General features: G+C 38.2%; 19 protein-coding genes. All 19 read left to right on the forward strand.

What is annotated here, in order from left to right:
• Positions 1–139: 139 nt before the first annotated feature.
• Positions 140–1,438, forward strand: coding sequence for a c-type cytochrome (locus U859_RS0114335; protein WP_025144048.1), 1,299 nt, complete (start codon positions 140–142; stop codon positions 1,436–1,438).
• 48 nt (positions 1,439–1,486) lie between these two features.
• Positions 1,487–4,525, forward strand: coding sequence for a TAT-variant-translocated molybdopterin oxidoreductase (locus U859_RS0114340; RefSeq protein ID WP_025144049.1), 3,039 nt, complete (start codon positions 1,487–1,489; stop codon positions 4,523–4,525).
• 26 nt (positions 4,526–4,551) lie between these two features.
• Positions 4,552–6,024 (forward strand): NrfD/PsrC family molybdoenzyme membrane anchor subunit, encoded by a 1,473-nt coding sequence (gene nrfD, locus U859_RS0114345; protein WP_025144050.1) that lies wholly within the window; start codon positions 4,552–4,554, stop codon positions 6,022–6,024.
• A 2-nt stretch (positions 6,025–6,026) separates the two neighbouring features.
• Positions 6,027–6,563, forward strand: coding sequence for a DUF3341 domain-containing protein (locus tag U859_RS0114350; RefSeq protein WP_025144051.1), 537 nt, complete (start codon positions 6,027–6,029; stop codon positions 6,561–6,563).
• The gene (locus tag U859_RS0114355) at positions 6,535–7,140 is read left to right on the forward strand and encodes a c-type cytochrome (protein WP_025144052.1); all 606 of its coding nucleotides are present in this window, start codon (positions 6,535–6,537) and stop codon (positions 7,138–7,140) included. The genes U859_RS0114350 and U859_RS0114355 overlap by 29 nt, the downstream gene beginning before the upstream one ends.
• A gap of 16 nt (positions 7,141–7,156) precedes the next feature.
• Positions 7,157–8,380 carry a hypothetical protein gene (locus tag U859_RS0114360; protein WP_025144053.1) on the forward strand — a complete coding sequence of 408 codons (1,224 nt, stop codon included), beginning with the start codon at positions 7,157–7,159 and terminating at the stop codon, positions 8,378–8,380.
• Positions 8,381–8,449: 69 nt separating this feature from the next.
• Positions 8,450–9,682 (forward strand): cytochrome c oxidase subunit II, encoded by a 1,233-nt coding sequence (locus U859_RS0114365; RefSeq protein ID WP_025144054.1) that lies wholly within the window; start codon positions 8,450–8,452, stop codon positions 9,680–9,682.
• Between the two features lie 23 nt (positions 9,683–9,705).
• Positions 9,706–11,586, forward strand: a complete 1,881-nt coding sequence (locus U859_RS0114370) for a cbb3-type cytochrome c oxidase subunit I (protein ID WP_025144055.1) — start codon at positions 9,706–9,708, stop codon at positions 11,584–11,586.
• A gap of 83 nt (positions 11,587–11,669) precedes the next feature.
• Entirely contained in the window at positions 11,670–12,728 is a 1,059-nt protein-coding gene (locus U859_RS0114375; protein WP_025144056.1) for a COX15/CtaA family protein, read from the forward strand.
• A 12-nt stretch (positions 12,729–12,740) separates the two neighbouring features.
• Positions 12,741–13,649 (forward strand): heme o synthase, encoded by a 909-nt coding sequence (gene cyoE, locus U859_RS0114380; RefSeq protein WP_025144057.1) that lies wholly within the window; start codon positions 12,741–12,743, stop codon positions 13,647–13,649.
• Between the two features lie 15 nt (positions 13,650–13,664).
• Positions 13,665–14,231: a heme-copper oxidase subunit III gene (locus U859_RS0114385; RefSeq protein ID WP_084153072.1), complete on the forward strand. Its 567-nt coding sequence runs from the start codon at positions 13,665–13,667 to the stop codon at positions 14,229–14,231.
• A gap of 31 nt (positions 14,232–14,262) precedes the next feature.
• A complete protein-coding gene (locus U859_RS0114390; protein ID WP_025144059.1) occupies positions 14,263–14,970 on the forward strand; it encodes a cytochrome c oxidase subunit 3 in 708 nt (235 codons plus the stop codon).
• Between the two features lie 25 nt (positions 14,971–14,995).
• Complete coding sequence (locus U859_RS0114395) at positions 14,996–15,349, forward strand: cytochrome C oxidase subunit IV family protein (RefSeq protein ID WP_025144060.1); 354 nt, start codon at positions 14,996–14,998, stop codon at positions 15,347–15,349.
• Entirely contained in the window at positions 15,349–16,044 is a 696-nt protein-coding gene (locus tag U859_RS0114400; protein WP_025144061.1) for an SCO family protein, read from the forward strand. Before U859_RS0114395 ends, U859_RS0114400 begins: the two co-directional genes overlap by 1 nt.
• 70 nt (positions 16,045–16,114) lie before the next feature.
• On the forward strand, positions 16,115–16,657 hold the full coding sequence (locus U859_RS0114405; RefSeq protein ID WP_025144062.1) for a DUF420 domain-containing protein: 543 nt from the start codon (positions 16,115–16,117) through the stop codon (positions 16,655–16,657).
• 102 nt (positions 16,658–16,759) lie between these two features.
• Complete coding sequence (locus U859_RS0114410) at positions 16,760–17,362, forward strand: RNA polymerase sigma-70 factor (RefSeq protein WP_025144063.1); 603 nt, start codon at positions 16,760–16,762, stop codon at positions 17,360–17,362.
• A gap of 111 nt (positions 17,363–17,473) precedes the next feature.
• Positions 17,474–18,439: a FecR family protein gene (locus U859_RS0114415; protein ID WP_025144064.1), complete on the forward strand. Its 966-nt coding sequence runs from the start codon at positions 17,474–17,476 to the stop codon at positions 18,437–18,439.
• A gap of 37 nt (positions 18,440–18,476) precedes the next feature.
• Positions 18,477–22,058: a SusC/RagA family TonB-linked outer membrane protein gene (locus U859_RS0114420; RefSeq protein WP_025144065.1), complete on the forward strand. Its 3,582-nt coding sequence runs from the start codon at positions 18,477–18,479 to the stop codon at positions 22,056–22,058.
• A gap of 10 nt (positions 22,059–22,068) precedes the next feature.
• Complete coding sequence (locus U859_RS0114425) at positions 22,069–23,646, forward strand: RagB/SusD family nutrient uptake outer membrane protein (RefSeq protein WP_025144066.1); 1,578 nt, start codon at positions 22,069–22,071, stop codon at positions 23,644–23,646.

Consider the following 23,646-nt stretch of genomic DNA (forward strand, 5'->3'; position numbering starts at 1 on the left):
TAAATTGTATTTCCAGTCACTATTATGTCATGGGATTTATTAATAAGTTATACTTTTGTTCAAGTTTTGGTGGGGCTATCTGGGTTCAAGCATCAATTTCACAACAAAAAGTAAATTAAATAAGTATAAAGTGTTCATTATGAGAGATATCTCGATGATTTTAAAAAGCGTTTGGAAGTCGTTATTCGTATTTTCAGCAATTTCCGTAATAGCGGTTTCCACCGTAAATGCGCAGGATGCTAAAGAAGGAAGAACGCTTTTCAAAGCAAAATGTTCTTCGTGCCATGCGTTAGATCACAAAGTTATTGGTCCGGCACTAGAAGGAGTAAGCGATCGTCACCCTGAAGCGTTCCTGTTAAAATGGATCCCGAACAACGCAGCAATGATTGCCGCCGGAGATCCTGCTGCTGTTAAATTATTTAACGATAACGGTAAAGTAGCAATGACTACCTTCCCTGAGTTAGATGAGGCGAAAGTAAAAGATATCTTAGCATACATTAAAGAAGGTGAGCCAAAAGCTGCTGTAGATCCAAATGCACCAAAAGCTGGCGCTGAAGATAACGGTACTTCAGGTTTATCAATTGCAGGTATCGTAGCTATCGTAGTTTTAGCTGTAGTTATCCTGGTTATCTTAGGTCGTGCCTCTAAATTATTAGAGCGTTTGATCCTACAGAAACAAGGTATCGAGATCGAAGAAGATGTGCCACTAAAAGTTGGTGTGCGCAAAATGTTCAAAAACAAGAAGTTCGTGATGTTCTTTATCTTGTGTTTGATCATCTGTTTAGGTTCTTTCGGTTGGATGGGCATGTGGAATACTGGTGTTCATACCGGTTACCAACCAGTTCAGCCAATTAAATTCTCACACGAGTTGCACGCTGGTATCAATCAGATCGATTGTCAGTATTGCCACAACGGAGCGTTTAAATCTAAAAATGCAACTATCCCTTCATTAAACGTTTGTATGAACTGTCACAAAGCTGTTCAGGCAAGAGATAAATATGATGGTGAGATTTCTCCGGAGATCAAAAAAATCTATAGTGCTTTAGGTTACGATCCTGAAACGCAGAAATACGACGAAAGTAAATCAAAACCAATGGAGTGGGTACGTGTACACAATCTACCTGATTTTGCTTACTTCAACCACTCTCAACACGTAGTTGTTGCTGAAGATGCAATTCGTAAAGCAAAAGGATTACAACCAAACGAGCCTGTGTGTTTCGCTTGTCACGGTCCGGTTAATACCATGGAAGAAATTTATCAATATTCTCCATTAACCATGAAATGGTGTATTAACTGCCATAAAGAAACAGATATTTCTGGTCAGAAAAACAATGCTTTCTACGCTAAGGTTATCGAAGCGCACGAGAAAATTAAAAAAGGCGAGAAAATCACACCAGCTTTATTGGGTGGTTTAGAGTGTGGTAAATGCCACTATTAATAGATTAGAGTTTAGTAAGAACGTTCGATAAACAGTAATATAGCTTAAATGGAAAGCAATAAAAAATACTGGAAAGGCTTAGAGGAGTATAACAATACACCCGATTTTGTTAAGAATAACAAAAACGAATTCGCCGAGCCACTTCCAATAGAAGATGTTTTAAATGAAGCAGGGTTAAGTACCGTTACCCCACGCCGCGACTTTTTAAAGGCGTTAGGTTTTGGTTTAGGTGCGGTTACCTTAGCTGCCTGCCAAAGTACACCGTTAAAAAAATCAATTCCTTATCTGGTAAAACCTGAAGAAGTAACTCCGGGTATTCCTAACTTCTATACTTCCAGCTTTAACGGTCAGAGTATTTTGGTTAAAACAAGGGAAGGTCGCCCAATTAAAATTGAACCAAATCCAAATGCGGGTCAGTTTAACTGCGGTACTGATGCAAGAGCGCAGGCTTCTGTATTAGATTTATACGATGTATCTAAACTAAAAGCACCTGCTACAGTAAAAGGTGGACAAGTAGAAGAAACTACCTGGGCAAAAATCGACAGCTTTGTAAAAGGCGAGTTGGCAAAAGCACAGGCTGGCGGAAAGAAAATCCGTATTGTAGCATCAACGGTAAACAGCCCATCAACTAATGCAGTAATTGCACAGTTTGTGACTAAATATCCTGCTGCTAAATTGGTACAGTATGATGCGGTTTCTTATACCGGTATCATCCAGGCCAATCAAAACAGTTTTGGTAAAGCAGTTTTACCAAAATATAACTTCGATAAGGCTGACTTAATTGTAAGTTTCAGTGCCGATTTCTTAGGTACGTGGATCAGTGGCGAAGAATTTACTGCTCAGTACACTGCTAACCGTAACTACAAATCGTTAGAAAATAAAAAAATGAGCCGCCACATTCAGTTCGAAAGTGGAATGAGCTTAACTGGTACCAATGCAGATACCCGTGTTCCGGTTAAATTGTCGGAAGAAGGTCCTGCTTTAATTGCGTTATATAATGCCATTACCGGTGCTGCTTTACCAGGCGGAACGTTGGGTAACAACACCACTGCTGATAAAGTAATTAAACTGGCAGCAAAAGAATTATTGCAAAATAAAGGTAAAGGCCTTGTAGTTTGCGGTTCGAACGATGTTTCTACACAAATTTTAGTAAATGCCATTAACGCCGCTATCGGAAGTTATGGTACTACTATCGATTTAGATAATGCTTGCCACCTATATGCAGGTAACGATGCTGAATTTAATGGTTTAGTTGCAGAAATGAGCCGTGGTGAAGTTGGTGCTGTTTTATTTTTAAACAGTAACCCTGCTTACGATGCAGCGAATGCAAAAGCATTTACTGATGCATTGGCTAAGGTACCTGCGAAAATTTCATTCTCAGACCGTGCTGATGAAACTGCTACACTTTGTGATGCCATCGCTATAAACCATAACTATTTAGAATCATGGGGTGATGCAAATGCTTACGAAGGATATTATTCAATCGTTCAGCCAACCATTAACCCTGTTTTCAATAGCCGTCAGGCAGAAGAAAGTTTATTAACCTGGGCTGATGCTCCTGTTAAAGATTACTATCAGTTTGTACGCAGTAACTGGGAAGCGAAAGTATTACCAGCAGCTGGATTGAAATGGGACGAGGTATTAGAGAAAGGTGTTATTACTGTAGCAGCTAAACCTGCTGGTACTTATAGCTTTACCTTATCATTAGGTGCTGTTGCAACTTCAATTGCAAACAGCAGTAAAGCTTTTAAAGGTGGCGATCAGATTGAGTTACAGGTTTACGAAAACGTACCAATGCGTGATGGTAAAAATGCAAACAATGCATTCTTACAGGAGTTACCTGATCCGGTATCGAAAGTAACCTGGGATAACTTTGTAGCCCTTGCACCTAAAACTGCGGAGAAATTAAAAGTTAAAGAATTTGATGTTGTGTCTGTTAAAGGAAGCAACGGATATTCAGTAGATCTTCCGGTGTTAATCCAGCCAGGACAGGCACAAGGAACTGCATCTATCGCTGTAGGTTATGGCCGTACCAAAGTTGGTAAAGCGGGTAACGATGTAGGTAAAAATGCTTTCCCTTTTGTTTCTTTTGTAAACGGAACCATGCAATATGCTACAAACGTAACCATTACCCCAACAGGCGGTTACTATGAGCTTGCACAAACACAAACTCACCACTCTTTCGAGGGCCGTGCAGTGATTAAAGAAGCTACTTTTAAAGAATTCTTAAAAAATCCTGGAGCTGGTAACGAAAAAGGCGAGCATAAAGATTACGATCTTTGGGATCAATATGAAAAACCAGGTAACAACTGGGTAATGGCAATCGATTTGAATGCCTGTACAGGTTGTGGTTCTTGTATTGTTGCCTGTAACGTAGAAAACAACATTCCGGTTGTAGGCCGTGATGAAGTTCGCCGTCGCCGCGAGATGCACTGGATCCGTATCGACCGTTACTATAGCTACGAAACACCAACTGGTGATGTAACCAAAGAAAAAGAAATTGCTAAGTTAGAAGACTTAGATCATGTTTCTGTTGTTCACCAACCCATGTTGTGCCAACACTGTGATCACGCACCTTGCGAAACAGTTTGTCCGGTATTGGCTACGGTACACTCATCAGATGGTTTAAACCACATGGCTTACAACCGTTGCGTAGGTACACGTTATTGTGCAAACAACTGTCCATATAAAGTACGTCGTTTCAACTGGTTCAATTACTGGAACGATTCTCGTTTCGATAACTATTTAAATAACGAGTTTACCCAATTGGTTTTAAATCCTGATGTAACTACACGTTCACGTGGTGTTATGGAGAAATGCTCAATGTGTATCCAACGTATACAAGGTGGCAAATTACAGGCTAAAATGGAGAAACGTCCATTAAAAGATGGCGATATTAAAATGGCTTGTCAAGAAGCTTGTTCAGCAAATGCAATCATATTTGGTGATTCAAACGATCCTAATTCAGAGGTTTCAAAAGCATTACGTTCTGAGCGTATCTACTACGTATTAGAAGAAATCAATGTGAAACCAGGTATCGGATATATGACTAAGATTAGAAATACAGATACAAAAGTACAAGCGTAAGCTTTAGCATAAAGAAAATACAAATTATGTCAGGACATAACGAATCAATACTTAGAGAACCATTAATTACCGGCGATAATATCACGTATGCTAAAATTACGGATGATATTTTGATGCCGGTAGAAAATAAGCCAAACAAAGCTTGGTGGATTGGTTTCACCTTTGCTTCATTAGGTGCTTTACTTTGGGTGGTTGCAGTAAGCTACACCTTTTGGAACGGTATCGGAGCATGGGGCTTAAATAAAACAGTAGGTTGGGCTTGGGATATCACCGGTTTCGTATGGTGGGTAGGTATCGGTCACGCTGGAACATTAATTTCAGCAGTACTATTACTCTTCCGTCAGAACTGGCGTAACTCCATCAACCGTTCGGCAGAGGCGATGACGATTTTCGCCGTAATCTGTGCCGCAACTTACGTAGTATCGCACATGGGCCGTCCATGGTTAGCTTATTGGGTATTACCTTTGCCAAACCAGTTCGGATCCCTTTGGGTAAACTTTAACTCACCATTGGTGTGGGATATGTTTGCAATCTCTACATACTTCTCTGTATCATTATTATTCTGGTACACAGGTTTATTACCAGATATTGCTACCATCCGCGACCGTGCAGTGGGCACACGTAGAAAAATCTATTCTATCTTCTCTTTTGGATGGAGTGGAAGTGTTAAAACATGGCAACGTTTCGAAGCGGTGTCGTTAATCTTAGCCGGTATCTCTACACCACTTGTACTTTCAGTACACACCATTGTATCAATGGACTTTGCAACATCGGTAATCCCGGGATGGCACACCACCATCTTCCCTCCATACTTCGTGGCGGGTGCGATCTTCTCAGGCTTTGCGATGGTATTAACCTTATTATTGGTTGCACGTAAAGTATTAGGCTTAGAGAACTACATCACCATGTTCCACATCGAGTCGATGAACAAAATCATCATCTTAACCGGATCAATCGTAGGTGTGGCTTATTTAACTGAGTTTTTCATTGCATGGTATTCAGGTTCTGAATATGAATCATACGCATTCGTTAACCGTTCAACCGGTCCATACTGGTGGGCATACTGGATGATGATGACTTGTAACGTAATCTCTCCACAGTTATTATGGTTTAAGAAAATCCGTTTAAGCATCCGTGCTACCTGGATCCTGTCTATCGTAGTAAACATTGGTATGTGGTTCGAGCGTTTTGTAATTATCGTTACTTCATTACACCGCGATTATATTCCTTCAAGCTGGGCAATGTTCTACCCAACCTGGGTTGATATCAGTGTATTCGTAGGTTCAATTGGTCTCTTCTTTACTTTATTCTTATTATTCTTAAGGGTATTGCCATCAATCGCTATCGCAGAGGTTAAATTATTATTGAAATCTGCAAGTGAGCAAGCTAAAATGAAACAGATTAAAGAAGGACATGAGAATAAAGAATATGTAGCTGAGTACATAGAGTCTTTAGAAAAATTTGATAGTGTTAAACAAGAAGATTACGCAAAAATATAACAATGAGTGATATCAAATATATTTTAGGCAGCTTTGGCGATCCTGATGAAATGATGCACGGCATCGAAAAACTTCAGGAAAATAACATCAGCATTTTTGATGTATATACTCCAATGCCTATACACGGAATAGAAGCCAAATTAGGAATTAAAAGATCTAGAATCGATATCGCAGCTTTTTGCTTTGGTATTACCGGTACTTGCTGTGCATTCGCTTTGATTTATTTCTGCGCAGTAATCGATTGGAGAGTAAACATAGGTGGTAAACCATCATTTGCATTGCCGGATTTTATTCCGATAATGTTCGAGCTTACAGTATTATTCTGTGCTTTTGGTATGGTGTTAACTTATTATGCATCTACACACTTATTTCCGGGAAGAGCACCACGCGTGATGGATTTAAGAGCTACTGATGACCGCTTTGTGATTGCAGTTGATGCAAAAGACAATGCAGCGCACACTGTAATTGATGGATTATTAAAAGATGCAGGTGCTTTAGAAGTAAAGTATAATGAAAGGAAGTACATTAGCTATGAATAAGAATAAATTTGTTTACACGGCGTTTTTAGCTATCGCTTTTGCAGCTACCTTTTCTGCTTGTAAAGATAAGCGCAGTACTGGCTTAGAATATGCCAGAAACATGTATGATCCGATTGCTTACAATCCGGATCAGCCAAATAAGAATTTTAAAGATGGTAAAACTGCACAGTTGCCACCTGCACATACTAAACCGGTAGGCTTTACCGAGTATGATGAGTTTCCTAATACAAAAGAAGGATACGAAGCGGCAGGGGTAAGCATGGTTAACCCTTTACCAGTTGATACGATCAATTTAGCTCAGGGACAACACCTGTTCAAAGTTTTCTGTAGCCCTTGCCATGGAGAAAAAGGCGATGGACAAGGACACCTGGTTAAAATTGAGAAATTTAGTGGTGTGCCTTCGTACTTCTCAGGAAGTTCATCAAGAGGTGGAGATATGAAAGCGCTTACCGCTGGTAAAATCTACCACACCATTACATACGGTGTAAATAACATGGGTTCGCATGCTTCACAAATCACGCCAATAGATCGTTGGAAAGTGGTGATGTATGTTCAGGAATTACAAAAACAACAATAAGTAAAGCAGAATATAAATGGGAACTCACAATATTAATTTTAGTGAACAGTTTGAGTTTACAGGTAAAGTAAAAACATTAAGTATAGTTGGTATCGCTCTAGGTGTTGCCGCTATCGCTTTTGGTTTCTTAGCTGGTGATAAAGTGATGCACGAGCGTACTTTTGCCAACCTGTTGCTTATGGCATATTACTTTGCATGCGTATGTATGTCAGGTACATTTTTCCTTGCTGTTCAATATGTAGCTCAAGCGGGTTGGTCTGCATCAATTTTACGTGTACCACAAGCTATGGCAAAAACATTGCCTATAGCAGCTGTAATACTTATTGTAGTAATTTCAGCAGGTTTATACACACACAACTTATATCACCACTGGCATGCTGATGGATTAACAGATCCAAACAGCCCCAACTACGATTCATTAATTGCTGGTAAATCAGTGTTCCTGAATGTACCTTTCTTTTTAGGCCGTCAGGTAGTGTTTTTAGGTGTTTATAGTATCTTTTCTACCTTATTTGTTAAATTTTCTTACAACGAAGATTTAGCTGGTGGTTTAAATTCTTACAGAAAAAGCTTTAAAAATGCTTGTATCTTCCTGGTAATTTACGGTTTTACAACTCCGATTTTTGCTTTCGATACCATCATGTCATTAGAAGCTCACTGGTTTTCAACCATGTTCGGTTGGTATAACTTCGCAGCAATGTGGGTTAGCAGTTTAGCTACTATTGCCATTATCATTATCTTATTAAGAAGAGCAGGTTACATGCAATGGGTTAATAATAGCCACTTGCACAACTTAGGCCAGTTTATCTTTGGTTTCTCTATCTTCTGGACTTATGTATGGTTTGCGCAATTCTTATTAATCTATTATGCAAACATGCCTGAGGAAACTGTATATTTCTACAAACGCTTTGAATATTACAAATTCTGGTTTTTCTTAAACCTTGCCATGAATTTCTTAGCGCCGGTATTATTGTTAATGGATAGAGATAACAAAAGAACAGACGCTAAATTATTATTCGTTGCCATCGTGGTATTGTTAGGTCACTGGGTAGATTATTACCAGATGATTATGCCAGGAGCGGTAGAGGATGGACATAATGGTTTTGGTATTGTTGAAATTGGTACTGCAATAGGTTTCGTAGGATTGTTTACCTTTACGGTTTTAACAGCATTAAGCAAAAAACCTTTAATTGCAAAGAATCACCCATTATTACAAGAAAGTTTGCATCATCAGCTATAGTGGTGATAGGATAGAGCAAATATTTAATTATTATTATAATTAGCAGTACAGCGTACTACTTTTAAGAAAATGAGTTTAAGAAAGTTTATAACGAATAAAACGACCGCAGCTTTAGCAGTATTGATTACTGCTTTTGCCAACACTAGCGTATTTGCGCAAGATGCAGCAGCAGGTGCTGCCGCGGCACCGAAAGTTGATATGGGCGAGGTTTATAAATCTGTAATATTTTATATTCTGGTTTTCCTTGCCGTATGCTTATTCATTGCAATTATTGGTAAAGCAATAAGGGTATACGAATTAAGCCGCGAAGCACAGGGTAAAGCTTTGGGTATTAACTGGAACAGGATCCATGCGAGTTTATTTGCCCTGTTTTTAGTGGTAGGTTTATATGGTGTGTATTGGGAATATACAGTGCATGGAGCCATGTTGCTTCCTGCTGCAGCATCAGAACACGGAAAGAAAATTGATGAAATGTTTAACTTAACGTTAATCATTACCACAATCGTATTTGTGGTTACTCACATCCTGTTATTCGGGTTTTCTTATATCTATAAATACTCTGCTAAAAGAAAAGCTTACTACTATCCACATAACAATACAATTGAAAAAATCTGGACAATCGTTCCTGCTTTAGTATTAACCGTATTGGTATTAATGGGTTTCTTAACCTGGAGATCAATTTTCTTCAAAGTTGAAGATCCTAAAAATAAACCATTGCAGATCGAAGTTACTTCAGAGCAGTTTAAATGGTCTATCCGTTACCCGGGAGCCGATGGGGTGGTAGGTAACAAAAACTACAAATTAACTACTGCTACCAATCCGTTGGGTATCGATTTTAAAGACCTGAACTCTCGTGATGATGAGATGGCTGATGAAATGGTAATCCCTGTTGGAAAACCAGTAAAATTAATCTTAACCAGTAAAGATGTAATTCACAGTTTTTACATGCCACACTTCAGGGTACAGTTAAACACCGTACCGGGTATGAGAACTTTCTTTGAGTTTACGCCTACAAAAACTACTGCCGAAATGCAGCAGGAAACTAACGATCCTAACTTTAAGTACCTTTTCTTCTGTGCTAAAATCTGCGGATCTGGTCACTACAACATGCAAAAGGTAGTACGTGTAGTTTCTGAAGCCGAGTACAAAACCTGGATAGCTGAGCAGAAAACATACTTAAACGACGATTTAAGAAAACAATTTAATTTGCCAGTGGCACCTGCACCTGCAAAAGCAGCAGCAGATTCAACAGCTACAGATTCAGCAGCTGTTAAAACTAACCAAATGGCTTTAAATAAATAATATTAAGCAGGAGCGAACGAATTATGTCAACAATAGCATTACACGACGAACACAATCACGATCACGCTGATCATGGGCATCATAAAGAGACTTTGATTTCAAAGTATATCTTTAGTATGGATCATAAAATGATTGCTAAGCAATTTTTGATTACCGGTATTATTATGGCGGTAATTGCAATGGGCTTATCAATTTTATTCCGTATTCAATTGGCATGGCCAGATAAAAACTTCCCATTCTTAGAAACATTTTTAGGTAAATGGGCAGAAGGTGGCCGTATCAAACCCGATTTTTACCTAGCTTTGGTAACCATTCACGGTACCATCATGGTATTCTTTGTACTAACCGCTGGTTTAAGTGGTACCTTTAGTAACTTACTGATCCCGCTTCAAATTGGTGCAAGAGATATGGCTTCGCCATTCTTAAACATGCTTTCATACTGGTTCTTCTTTATGGCTTGTGTGATCATGATGTCATCGTTCTTTATCCAAACAGGGCCTGCATCTGGTGGCTGGACGGTTTATCCGCCGCTATCTGTTGTTGCGAAGGCAATGCCAGGATCTGGAATGGGTATGACCTTATGGTTAATAAGTATGGTACTTTTCGTAGCGTCATCACTAATGGGTGGTATCAACTATGTAAGTACAATCTTGAACATGCGTACTAAAGGTATGGACCTTTGGAAAATGCCATTAACCATCTGGGCTTTCTTCTTAACCGCTATTTTAGGTATCTTATCATTCCCTGTTCTTGTAGCTGGTGTGGTATTGATGGTATTCGACCGTAGCTTTGGAACAAGTTTCTACTTATCAGATATCGTAATGGGTACTGATATTTTACCAAACGAAGGTGGTTCTCCAATTTTATGGCAACACTTATTTTGGTTCTTAGGTCACCCTGAGGTATACATTGTAATTATGCCGGCATTGGGTATCTCATCTGAGGTTATTTCTGTAAACTCACGTAAACCGATCTTCGGTTACCACGCGATGGTTTACTCTTTAATTGGTATTACCGTATTATCATTCATCGTTTGGGGTCACCACATGTTTGTAACGGGTATGAACCCGTTGTTGGGTGGTGTGTTTATGATTACCACGTTAATCATTGCGGTACCATCGGCAGTAAAAACCTTTAACTATTTAGCAACATTATGGCGTGGTAACATCCGTTTCACTCCGGCCATGTTATTCGCTATTGGTTTGGTTTCATTCTTTATCTCTGGTGGTTTAACCGGTATCTTTTTAGGAAACGCATCTTTAGATATTAACTTACACGATACTTATTTTGTTGTTGCCCACTTCCACCTGGTAATGGGATCTGCAGCAATCTTCGGTATGCTTGCAGGTGTTTATCACTGGTTCCCTAGAATGTTCGGTAAAATGATGAACGCTAAATTAGGTTACTTACACTTCTGGTTAACTTTCATCGCAGCTTACCTGGTATTCTTCCCGCTTCACTTCTTAGGTTTAGATGGTGTACCACGTCGTTACTATGCATTTACTGAGTTTGAGTTTATGAAAAAATGGTTAACCGTGAACGTATTTGTAACATGGGCAGCCATTATGGCCGCACTTGCTCAGGTAGCGTTCTTGTTCAACTTCTTCTACTCAATCTTCAAAGGAAAAGTAGCACCTCAAAACCCATGGGAATCTAATACATTAGAGTGGACTGCACCTGTTGAGCACATTCACGGTAACTGGCCAGGAGAAATCCCAACAGTTTACAGATGGCCATACGATTATAGCAAACCAGGACATGATGCAGACTTTATTCCTCAAACTGTTCCTTTCTCTCAAACCATGAGCTCTAACTTGCCTCACGATTTTGAAGGAAATGCAGAAGCAGAAAAAATTCAGCAAGACTGGGAATTAGCTAATCCTGTTGCAGAAAACAAAGGCTAGTTTAAGCTTAAAATAAAAGTTTTAAAAGGGGTATCTGATTAAGTTTCTGCTTATCCGGATACCCTTTTCATCTTAATAGATATATGGTCAGTAGATCAGAACAACGTTTCATTAGAATTAATCTTATAACCATTATAGTTACACTATTGGTTATACTTGCCGGTGGTATTGTGCGCAGTACCGGATCGGGCATGGGCTGTCCGGATTGGCCTAAATGTTTCGACCGTTATATTCCACCAACCAATGTATCACAACTTCCTGCCAATTATAAAGAGAAATATGTAGCAGGCAGGTTGAAAAAGAATGAAAAGTTTGCCAAATACCTGGAGAGCATGGGTAAAGTTGCCCTGGCTGATAGTATCAGGCACGATAAGAGCATTACCGTACCCGAAGAGTTTAATCCAACAAAAACCTGGACGGAGTATTTAAACAGATTGGCTGGTGTAGTTGCAGGTATATTTTTGTTATTAACAGTTGTTTACTCTTTTACTTATCGCAAAACGGCCAAGCGGATTATCGTATTAAGTATTCTTAACCTATTAGTAGTAGGATATCAGGGCTGGTTAGGATCCATCGTGGTATCAACCAATCTGGCTCAGTGGGTGGTAACGGTACACATGCTTTTGGCACTTGTTATTTTAGCCATATCCATTTATACTTATAATTATGCGAAGCAGCTTAATAAGGCGCCTTCGGTAATTATGTACCGGATATTATGGTTGAAAGGATTTTTGTTCTTTACGCTGGTGATCAGCATTATCCAGATCGTTTTAGGGACTGATGTGCGTGAGGCCGTAGATGTGATTGCAAAATCACTTGCTTATGGCAGTAAAGCCACGTGGATTTCGAAAGTGGGATCTGTGTTTTCTTATCACCGGGATCTGGCCATTTTAGTGGTGATAACTAATGCGATTGTTTACAAAATGGTTATCGATCGTTTTAGTGGTAAAGCAGCACCATTGTTAACCGCAAGGTTTATATTAATTACGCTCCTGATCCAATTATTAAGTGGTTTTGCATTAGCTTATATTGCTTTTCCACCCGCAGCGCAGGCATTACATATTTTGTTCTCAACGCTGTTATTTAGTTTACAGTTTTATCTGTACTTATTGGTTTACCGAACAAGTACCTATAAACAATAATATTTAAGGAAATTGAAACAATATCTTTCAGATTTTTCTAAACTCATCAAATTCAGGCTATCGTTTACGGTAGTGTTTTCGGCGTCGATTTCTTTTTTAATCGGACAGAAAATGCAGGTTGGAAGAGGTCATATCCCTACAATTGATTGGGGTAACTGGTTGATTTTAATAGCCGGCGGATTTTTGGTTACTGCAGCAGCAAACTGTTTTAACGAGATTATAGAAAAAGATCTGGATAAATTAATGTCGCGTACAAAAGACCGCCCGATGCCTGCTGGTAGAATGACTACCGGGCAAGGATTGATCTTAGGTGTTTTTATGGCATTTTTAGGAACATGGTTACTCGGTAAGTTAAACCTCGAAACAGGTTTATTATCTGTATTTTCCATTTTATTATATGCTTTTGCTTATACGCCATTAAAGAGAAAATCGCCAATTGCTGTTTTTGTAGGTGCCATTCCGGGAGCGTTACCACCACTTATCGGTTATTTAGCTGCTTTTGGTAGTTTAAAAGCCGAAATGTTTCACGAAATAGATTATTACATTGCAGGTATCTTATTTTTAATCCAGTTTGTATGGCAGTTTCCTCACTTTTGGGCCATTGCCTGGGTGCTGGATGACGATTATAAAAAAGCTGGTTTCAGATTATTGCCAACCAAGAAAAGAGATAAAACATCAGCCTTGCTTACTTTTTTAAGTACATTGATTTTAATTCCGGTGAGTTTATTGCCAACCATTTATGGTTTTGGCGGTTATTACATTGCTGGTTTATCATTAATAGCAGGATTGATATTTAGCTGGCTGGCGTTTAAACTTTTAATGAACAGAGAACTGATCGATGCGAAGAAAGTGATGTTCTGTTCGTTTTTTTACATCCCGGCTGTACAGTTGGGCTTATTATTAAATTTTATAGCAAAATAACTTATGGTTATCACAATGGAAAAAATCCAGGATACATTTGATCCAAAACCCAGAAAGTTTATTGTTTGGCTATTTGTAGTATCATCTACCATTATGTTTGGGGGCTTTACCAGTTATTATCTGGTATTTGCGGCATCTAAAGGTAAAGGGCATGGTTTAGTATTGCCTGATGCATTTATTTACTCCAGCTTAGTGATTATAGCAAGCAGTATTACCTTGTTTTTAGCCTCGAGGGCACTGAGAAAACTCAACTTCAGCTTACAGCGCAACCTGCTTTGGGTTACCGTAATATTGGCCATTGCTTTTGGTGTAATGCAGTTTAATGCATGGGGAAGCATGGTTAGAACAGGGGCAACCTTAGTGGGTAACAATGCCGCAATTTCATTTATTTATGTGGTATCAGGCATGCACTTGCTACACATTATTGCAGGTGTTGGCCTTATTATTAATGCATTAGCAGGTAGTTATAAAAGTATCCCTACCGCTAAAAGCCAGTATAGAATGGAAATCGCTTCTATTTTTTGGCATTTTATAGATATATTATGGATATATCTGTATGTTTTTTTACTTTTGAACCGTTAAATTTGTTAACAAACTATTATACTATTTCCAAATGAATGCAGTATCACAATTAGATCAAGTTAAAACCGGGCCATGGAATGGTGGTCGTTCTCCGTGGTCGGTAGAATATGGTAAAATCATGATGTGGTTTTTCCTTTTGTCAGATGCTTTTACCTTTTCATCTTTATTGATCTACTACGGCGCTCAGCGTTTTTCTAAATTAACATGGCCAGATCCGGATTTGGTTTTCCAATCTATCCCTGGTATTAAAGATACAGGTGCACCATTAGTTTTTGTGGGTATCATGACTTTTATCCTCATCTTAAGCTCTGTAACCATGGTTATGGCAGTTGAAGCCGGGCATCGTCGCGCTAAAAAAGAAGTAATAGGATGGCTTGTAGCTACCATTATCTTTGGTTTTATGTTCTTAGGCTGTCAGGCTTTAGAATGGAGCCACTTACACCACGAAGGTTTCTGGTGGGGAACGATTCCATCTGCTGAAGAATTGAAACACTTATTTGATGGACCAGTTTCTTTAGTTGCTGCACAACAGTTCGCAAACTTATTCTTTACCATTACAGGTTTCCACGGTTTCCACGTATTTAGTGGTGTAATGATCAATGTGATTATTTTAATCATGACGATTAACGGAACTTTCGAAAAAAGAGGCCATTATTTAATGGTAGAAAAAGTTGGTTTATACTGGCACTTTGTAGATTTAGTATGGGTGTTTGTATTTACATTCTTCTATTTGGTTTAATTTTCAATTTATAAAAATATTTAACATGTCAGAACATTCACATTTAGAAGAAGGACACGAGCATGGCGAACATGCTGGAATGGATAAAGCAAAAATCTGGAAAGTAGCAGGTATTTTAACTTTAATCACTGCAATCGAATTTATTATTGCATTGTGGGCTATTCCTGGAGGACATATTCCTCAGCATGTAGGTAACTATATTTATATTGCTTTAACGTTGGTAAAAGCTTTCTATATTGTAGCCTATTTTATGCACTTAAAATATGAGAAATTAGGCTTACAGCTTGCATTAACGGTATCATTTATTTTCATTATTTACTTTATTGTTTTAATGTTAACAGAAGGTGGGTTTTTAAACATCCATATGATGAACCATTAATGAAAAGAAGCCCTATAAAAAAGGTAATAATCCTGGTAAGCATTTTAGCTATACCGGGATTTTTGTTTTTTTACTTATTGCCACACTTTGCCAAAAACAGGTATAAAAGTTTACCTGTTTTTGGTAAAAAGGTTGTCGCATCCACTTTCCATAGCGTAAAAGGAAAGAAAATCCCGGATACCATATATCATCAGGTTCCTGATTTTAAGTTCATCAATCAGCAGAATGATACCGTAACATGGAAAACACTGGAGAATAAGATTGTTGTACTTAATCTGTTTTATACTGGCGCAAGTGGTCAGCAAACCAGTAGATATATTAAACAACTTTCTGATGGTTACGAACAGAAACCTTTGGTGAAGTTTTTAAGCTTATCTGTAGATCCTGCTGATAAAAATAAAATAAAAGACTTTGCGGCTGGTTTTAAAGCAAAGGAAGGCAAGTGGGATTTCTTAGCAGGAGATACTGCTCAAACCTATCCGCTGATTAAACAAGGCTTATTGCTTGATGTGATAGAGGATGATACCAAAGAGAAACCAACTTTCATTTTTAGTAACAAAATTGTACTGATCGACAACCTTCACCGCATACGTGGCTTGTATGACGCAGACAATGCCGAAGCTAATGCTAAGTTGGAAGACGAAATAAAAGTACTTATAGCAGAGTATTTAAGAAACGTTAAGGATGGTAGATAGTCTTTAGTCATAAGTCTGGAGTCTGCAGTCGAACACATTTAATAAAAGTATAAAGAGATAAAAAATACTCATGGAAAATAGCCCGATTGAGAAAAAGTATAGCAAATGGATCATCATCCTTTCCATTTTTATTCCTGTTGCAGTTGCATTTTTGTTTGTGGTAAAGCTAAAAGATTTGGGTATCAATGCACCAACGCTTCCTTTTCTGCCACCTATATACGCTACCATTAATGGTATAACTGCGGTATTATTGATAGTTGCAGTATGGGCAATTAAAAATGGTAAAATAACCCTGCACCAAAATTTAATGAAAACAGCAATTGGTTGTTCTTTGTTGTTTTTGGTGATGTATATTGCTTACCACATGACCACCCCATCTACCAAATTTGGAGGAGAAGGGGCTATTAAGTATGTATATTTCTTTATCCTGCTAACACACATATTGCTCTCTATTGCCATTATTCCTTTGGTGTTGGTTACTTATGTAAGGGCATTGGCACAGCGTTTCGATCGCCACAGAAAAATTGCAAGAATTACCTTCCCGCTTTGGCTTTATGTAGCCGTAACCGGAGTAGTAGTTTACCTGATGATTTCGCCATATTATCAGTATTAGCCAGTTCTATCACTGTTTTATTGTTAAAAATCTTTATTTACCCCACATTTTCACCCATTAATTTGTAATATTGAAGTCAAAACTCTTTAATCAGATTTTTTGATGGATGTTTTAGATATAGAATCGGGGCAACATTTGATTGAAATAATTGAAAAGAATCGAACATCGGTTTTTACTCAATTTTATAGCTCATATTTTCAGAAACTCCTGTTGGCTAGTGATAAATATGTTAAAGATGTTTTTGTCACAGAGGAAATTGTACAGGATATTTTTCTTAAAATTTGGGAAAACCCCTATCATATTTCTGAAGTAAAATCAATAAAGTCTTACCTGTATAAGTCGGTAATTAATGCCTCTATTAATTATGTAAACCGTCAGAAAAACATAGAGCTGCATCATTTAAAATTAGTAGCCGAATTTTCTGATGAATATGTCAGGGATCTGGACGATGAGAATGAAATGATTGTTTTGCTCCATTCAGAAATAGAACGATTACCTGTTCAATGTAGAAAAGTGTTTAAGTTAAGCCGCTTTGAGCATTTGAAATATAAAGAAATAGCATCGCAATTGGGTATTTCTGAAAAAACAGTTGAAAATCACATCGGTAATGCACTCAAAATTCTTAGAGAGCGGTTTATGAACGATGAAAATCTAAATCGGAAAGGTAAGGGCTATTTGCTTTTGGTAAATATCTTCCTTTATTGATCTTTTAAAGCCAATTTTAGTTTTATTTTAAATTATTTTATTTTTTTTTGATAGAACACTAGGGGTTTTTGGTTTTTTATTTGTCTACCTACTAACAAACCAAACTAACTAATGCATAACTATCCCGAATACCTGAACTTAATTGTTCGGTATTTAAACAATCCTCAGGATGAATCACTTCATGCTGAAATAACTTCTTACAGAGCAGAATCTCCAGAAAATGAACTTCATTTTAAAGAAGTGGAGAGGATTTGGCAACTTTCATCTAAATCATCCAGGCTTGATCTGCTTAAAGTTAAAGATGCGGAAAAGAATTTCAAGTTTTCTTTAAAAGCTGTATCATCGCGTTCATCAAGCCTTACCAAATGGTTGAGTGGAGTTGCTGCAGGTATTTTTATAGCAGGTGCCGGATTAATCTTTTTTAATACTAAAACAAGGGCTGAATTGGTTACGGTTAAAACCGGTGTTGGACAAACAGATACAATTTCGTTGGTTGATGGGTCTAAAATCATTTTAGCTGAGAACAGTGTGATCAAATACCCTAGTAAATTCCTGGAAAAAACCAGGGATGTTAGCTTAGATAAAGGAAGAGCTTTTTTCCTGATTTCGAAAGATCCAAAACATGCATTTCGTGTAAATATGGGCGAGTCGAGGGTAAGCGTTCTGGGTACCTCTTTTAATCTGATCTTTTCAAAATCAAAAATCGATCTTGATGTGAAAACCGGCCGTGTACTATTTTTGCCATATAAAGATGCCGTTTCATCCATTCTATCTGCCGGACAAGGATTATCTTATAACATTAGTCAAAAACAATTTGTAGCAAGGCTATCTCAAAATTCAGATTCGTGGATCACAAAAGAGTTAATATTTGTAGATACGCCATTGGAAGAAGTTTGTAAACAGCTTTCGGCTTGCTACGGTGTAGAAATCACCTTCGATCCAGGTAAACGCATTAACAAGAAGTTTAATGCAACTTTTAAGAATGAAGACTTAAAAGACATTTTAAAGGTTTTACAAGAAACCTATGATATAAAAATTCGAAAAGAGGGGACCCAACTAGTCCTTAAAACGCCTTAAAATTAAACCAATTAACTTAATATCAAACAACCAAACTATGGAGAGAAATTTCTACAAAAGAAATGCTGTGCTAAGTTGGGGCCGAATGGTCACGCTTATCTGTGCGATTTTTTGGAGTGTTTTGGCCAAAGCTGATGCTCAGCAAGCTAAATTGCAACCCGAAAGATTAGAAAACTATCTGAAAAAGATAGAGCAAGCTTACAAGCTAAGTTTTGTGTACGATGCATCTGAAATCAGTAAAATGATGATTTTGGACGTACCATCTAAACTAAGCTCATTACAAGAATCACTTGATCAATTAAAACAAAAGAACATTGGCTACACCAGGGTAGGTAGTCAGGTTATTCTTAAAATTCAGCCATCGGTATCTAAAGTAAAAGAGATAACTGTTAAAGGCCATGTTAGGGATAAAAAAGATAACGCTACTATGCCTGGCGTAAGTGTTCGTGAAAAAGGTTTAGCAAATGCTGTTTCAACGAACTCATCCGGCGAATATCAGATCAGGGTAAAAGACGGTGCAACACTTGTTTTTTCATCTGTTGGCTACAAAACAGTAGAAGTTGCAGTTAACGGCAGAACAACGATCGATGTATTAATTGAGGATGATGCCGGACAATTAAAAGATGTTGTTGTTACCGGTATTGGAGGTACAGTGGATAGAAAAACCTTTACGGGAGCAACTACTAAGATCTCTGTTAAAGATGCCGAACTTGGCGGTTTGCCCGATCCAAGTAGAATGCTTGAGGGTAGGGTAGCCGGTGTGAGTGTACAAAATACCACCGGAACATTTGGAACAGCCCCTAAAATCAGGGTGCGTGGTGCAACTTCAATTTATGGCAGTTCGAAACCTTTATGGGTAGTAGATGGAGCTATTTTAGAAGATGTGGCTGATGTTTCTGCCGATGATCTTTCAAGTGGCGACGCACTTACCTTAATCAGTTCTGCTGTAGGTGGAATAAATGCTAACGATATCGAATCATTTCAGGTGTTAAAAGATGGTTCAGCAACCTCTATTTATGGTGCGAGGGCTAAAGCCGGGGTAATTGTAATCACCACTAAAAGAGGACGTGCAGGCTACAGTTCACTTAATTACGTAGCTGAACTTACTTCAAGAGCCATTCCTTCTTACAACACATTTAACATCATGAACTCACAAGAGCAAATGGGCGTGTACCAACAGCTCTTCCAGAGAGGGGCATTAAATTTGTCAGATGTTTCAAACGCTTCTTCGAGCGGGGTGTATGGAAAAATGTACCAGTTGATAAACTCAGGTCAGTTGTTAAATACTGAAGAAGCACGTAACGCTTATTTAAGAGAGGCAGAATACAGAAATACGAACTGGTTTGATCAATTGTTCAGCACTGATATTATGCAGAACCATTCGTTAAGTATTACTTCGGGTACGGATAAATCTCAGTATTACGCTTCGGTAAGTGCGCTTACCGATCCAGGCTGGTCTAAACAATCGCAGGTAAAAAGATATACCGCTAATTTAAATGCAACATATAACATATCTGATAAACTTAAGATCAACATTTTAACAACAGGTAATTACAGGATTCAAAAAGCGCCTGGTACACTTGGGCAATCTACCAACGTGGTAACTGCTTTAGTTAAAAGAGACTTTGATATCAATCCTTTCGCCTATGCTTTAAATAGTTCGCGAACGCTTGATCCTAACGAAACCTACACCAGAAATTATGCGCCGTTTAATATCTTAAAAGAGTTGGAAAACAACTACATGGATATCAATGTTGCCGAACTTAAGTTTCAGGGGCAGTTAAACTGGAAAGCAATTAAAAATGTAGAGTTAAGTGCTTTTGGTAGCGTAAGGTATCAGCAAACCTCACAACAGCATTACGTTAAAGATGAGTCTAATCAGGCAATGGCTTACCGGTCAATGGGAACAACGGTTATACGTGATAGTAACCCATATTTATATAGAGATCCAGCTGTTCTTTATGCAGTGCCAATATCAATTTTGCCTTCAGGGGGTATTTACAACAGAACGGATTACAAAGCGCTGGTAAACGATCTGCGTGCCAATGCCAAGTATCACAATAAATTTGCCGAAAAACATGTACTTGATGTAGAAGCAAGTGCTTCAGTAAATTCTATCCAAAGAAACAACAACTGGTACAGAGGCTGGGGCTTACAGTATGGTTTAGGTGAAATTCCATTTGTTGATTACCGCGTTTTTAAAAGAGGTCAGGAAGAAAATAGTCAATACTATTCAGTTGGTAATACCAGAGGTAAAGAAATTGCTTTTTTCGGAAAAGCAGCTTATGCCTACGATGAAAAATATAGTATCGAGGTAACCGGCAGGTACGAAGGATCGAACAGATTAGGTAAGAGTACATCAGCAAGATGGATGCCTACATGGTCTGTGGGAGGTTTATGGAATGCAAGTGAAGAAAATTTCTTTAAAGATCTAAATACACCTATATCTACTTTAACTTTTAGAACTTCTTACAGTTTAATGGCAGACCGCGGACCGTCTAATGTAACCAACTCATTAGTGGTAATACAAAGTTATAACCCATGGAGGCCAAGTACAACGGATAATGAAACTGGTTTACAGATCAGTGATTTAGAAAACTCTGCTTTAACTTACGAAAAACAGTATGAATTAAACTTAGGAATGAACTTTGGCTTGTTCAAAAACAGATTAAACGGTGAGGTTAACTTTTATAGAAGAAAACAGTTTGACCTTATCGGCCCAATAAATACACAGGGTTTAGGTGGACAGATCAGTAAATATGGTAACGTTGCCAATATGAAATCGGGCGGTTTAGAAATCGCACTTTCTGGTACAGTTATAAAAACGCCAAATTTCTCGTGGACATCTACTTTTAATTATACCCATGCAACCACTAAAGTTACCAATCTGGAGAACAGACAACGGGTTATCGATCTGATCACCGGTAACGGCTTTGCCATTAAAGGTTATCCCGTAAGGTCATTATTTTCTATTCCTTTTGTTGGTTTGCAGGCTGATGGTTTACCTGTATTTACAAATGCAGATCAAACCACAACCGTTACAGGTGTATATTTCCAAAACAGAACAAACCTTGATTTCTTAAAATATGAAGGACCAACGGATCCAACTGATTTAGGTGGTTTTGGTAACGTTTTTACTTATAAAGGATTTAGCTTAACACCATATATTACCTACTCTTTCGGTAATGTGGTACGTTTAAACCCGGTATATAAAACAGATTATTCAGATTTAGATGCTACAACAAGGGAATTTTATGATGCATGGACTGTTCCGGGTGAAGAGCATGCAACCAATATTCCTGTAATTTTAGATACCAGATTTATCCGCAGCAATAGCCAATATGGCTATGCATATAACGCCTATAACTATTCTTCTGCTACAGTAGCTAAAGGAGATTTTGTAAGGTTAAAGGATATTTCACTTACTTATCAGCTACCTAAGGCCTTCTTGGCCCGTGTAAAAGTGGCTTCAGCAAGTTTGAGGTTTAACGTTTCTAACCTGTGGCTAATTTATGCAGATAAGAAGTTAAACGGGCAAGATCCCGAGTTTGTAAATTCAGGTGGTGTAGCATTGCCTTTAGCAAAACAATATACGCTAACCTTAAAATTAGGACTTTAAATTTATTAATATGAAAAAGAGATTTATATATATCGCACTTAGTGCAGTTATATTATTTAATTTTTCTTCGTGTAAGAAATATTTAGATGAATTGCCAGATAACAGAGCCGAATTAAATACTACTGATAAAATATCACGGTTATTGGTTTCAGCCTATCCTACTAACGCTTATGTGGTGACTACAGAACTAGCGTCAGATAATGTTGATGATTACGGGCCTAACTTTACGAGCTCTAGATTAACTGAGCAAATGTATGGGTGGCAAGATATTACTGAAACCAGTAATGATGGAATTGAAAGAATCTGGGGAGCTTGTTACAGTTCAATTGCAAGTGCAAACCAGGCGCTTACGGCCATCGAAGAGTTAGGTAATCCGAGTTCCCTAAGTGCGGCCAGAGGCGAGGCTTTGGTAGCAAGAGCTTATGCACACTTTATCCTGGTAAATGTATTTGCGCAGCATTACTCGCCTGCCAATTCTGCCACAGATCTCGGTATAACGTATATGACCAAGTCAGAAAATACTTTAAACCCGAAATATACCAGAAACACGGTAAAGGAAGTATACGATTATATCGTACAGGATTTAGAAGCTGGTGTGCCCTTAATCAATGATGCATCATATGCAAATGCAAATGCTGCAAAATTCCATTTTAACAAATCGGCAGCCAATGCATTTGCAGCAAGAGTTTATTTATATATGGGCCAGTGGGCAAAAGCAGTAACTTATGCTTCCGCATCATTTGCCAATTCGCCAACCAGTTATGTTAGAGATTATGCTAAAATTGCATCCTATGCCGCATCATTTTCTGATATGGCGCGTGAGTATAACGGAAGTGGAATTAAAGCCAATTTTTTAATTACACCTTCATTTTCTACCATGGGAACTCTTTTTGGTGGTTATAGCACCTTATCAAGGTTTGTACCCGGTTTGGCGATTTCCAATAACGAAACCATTGCATCAAAAGGTCCCTTCGGAACCTTCAGTACCACTGGTTACAGGCTTAAAGCATTTTCATATTCATCAAGCAATAACAAGGTGCTTTTTGCACACTTAAGTTACCAGTTCGAATATACCGATCCGGTTGCCCGTACCGGTTATGCTCACGGGGTGTTTACGCCTTTTACGTTCGAAGAAGCTTTGCTTACCCGTGCTGAAGCAAATATCCAGTTAAAAAACTATACGGCTGCATTAGCTGATATGCAATACTGGGGCAGTTTTACCTACACAACCGCTAGCTTACCAACTTTAACCGAAACAAGCATTAATAACTGGGCAAATTCTTTCGCCTATTTTACGCCAACAGCTCCTACGCCTAAGAAAAAGTTGAATCCCGAATTTGCAATTGAAGCCGGAACACAGGAAAATATGCTGCATGCCATTTTATACATGAGAAGGATCGAAACTTACAGTGCAGGTTTAAGGTGGTTTGATGTGAAAAGATATGGTATTGAAATTACCAGAAGAAGCACAACAGGCGCGGTGGTAAATAGTGTTTCAACAAATACTTTGATTATAAGAGACCCAAGAAGGGCGATTCAATTGCCACAAGATGTAATTGCAGCAGGTTTAACCCCTAATCCAAGATAA

Source organism: Pedobacter jeongneungensis (genome assembly GCF_000633455.1).
Classification (GTDB): domain Bacteria; phylum Bacteroidota; class Bacteroidia; order Sphingobacteriales; family Sphingobacteriaceae; genus Pedobacter; species Pedobacter jeongneungensis_A.

Excerpts from the sequence above, each read along its gene's own strand:
- U859_RS0114335 (WP_025144048.1), top strand. The coding sequence starts at position 140 with ATGAGAGATATCTCGATGATTTTAAAAAGCGTTTGGAAGTCGTTATTC.
- U859_RS0114340 (WP_025144049.1), top strand. The coding sequence starts at position 1,487 with ATGGAAAGCAATAAAAAATACTGGAAAGGCTTAGAGGAGTATAACAAT.
- nrfD (WP_025144050.1), top strand. The coding sequence starts at position 4,552 with ATGTCAGGACATAACGAATCAATACTTAGAGAACCATTAATTACCGGC.
- U859_RS0114350 (WP_025144051.1), top strand. The coding sequence starts at position 6,027 with ATGAGTGATATCAAATATATTTTAGGCAGCTTTGGCGATCCTGATGAA.
- U859_RS0114355 (WP_025144052.1), top strand. The coding sequence starts at position 6,535 with ATGAAAGGAAGTACATTAGCTATGAATAAGAATAAATTTGTTTACACG.
- U859_RS0114360 (WP_025144053.1), top strand. The coding sequence starts at position 7,157 with ATGGGAACTCACAATATTAATTTTAGTGAACAGTTTGAGTTTACAGGT.
- U859_RS0114365 (WP_025144054.1), top strand. The coding sequence starts at position 8,450 with ATGAGTTTAAGAAAGTTTATAACGAATAAAACGACCGCAGCTTTAGCA.
- U859_RS0114370 (WP_025144055.1), top strand. The coding sequence starts at position 9,706 with ATGTCAACAATAGCATTACACGACGAACACAATCACGATCACGCTGAT.
- U859_RS0114375 (WP_025144056.1), top strand. The coding sequence starts at position 11,670 with ATGGTCAGTAGATCAGAACAACGTTTCATTAGAATTAATCTTATAACC.
- U859_RS0114385 (WP_084153072.1), top strand. The coding sequence starts at position 13,665 with ATGGAAAAAATCCAGGATACATTTGATCCAAAACCCAGAAAGTTTATT.
- U859_RS0114390 (WP_025144059.1), top strand. The coding sequence starts at position 14,263 with ATGAATGCAGTATCACAATTAGATCAAGTTAAAACCGGGCCATGGAAT.
- U859_RS0114395 (WP_025144060.1), top strand. The coding sequence starts at position 14,996 with ATGTCAGAACATTCACATTTAGAAGAAGGACACGAGCATGGCGAACAT.
- U859_RS0114400 (WP_025144061.1), top strand. The coding sequence starts at position 15,349 with ATGAAAAGAAGCCCTATAAAAAAGGTAATAATCCTGGTAAGCATTTTA.
- U859_RS0114405 (WP_025144062.1), top strand. The coding sequence starts at position 16,115 with ATGGAAAATAGCCCGATTGAGAAAAAGTATAGCAAATGGATCATCATC.
- U859_RS0114410 (WP_025144063.1), top strand. The coding sequence starts at position 16,760 with ATGGATGTTTTAGATATAGAATCGGGGCAACATTTGATTGAAATAATT.
- U859_RS0114415 (WP_025144064.1), top strand. The coding sequence starts at position 17,474 with ATGCATAACTATCCCGAATACCTGAACTTAATTGTTCGGTATTTAAAC.
- U859_RS0114420 (WP_025144065.1), top strand. The coding sequence starts at position 18,477 with ATGGAGAGAAATTTCTACAAAAGAAATGCTGTGCTAAGTTGGGGCCGA.
- U859_RS0114425 (WP_025144066.1), top strand. The coding sequence starts at position 22,069 with ATGAAAAAGAGATTTATATATATCGCACTTAGTGCAGTTATATTATTT.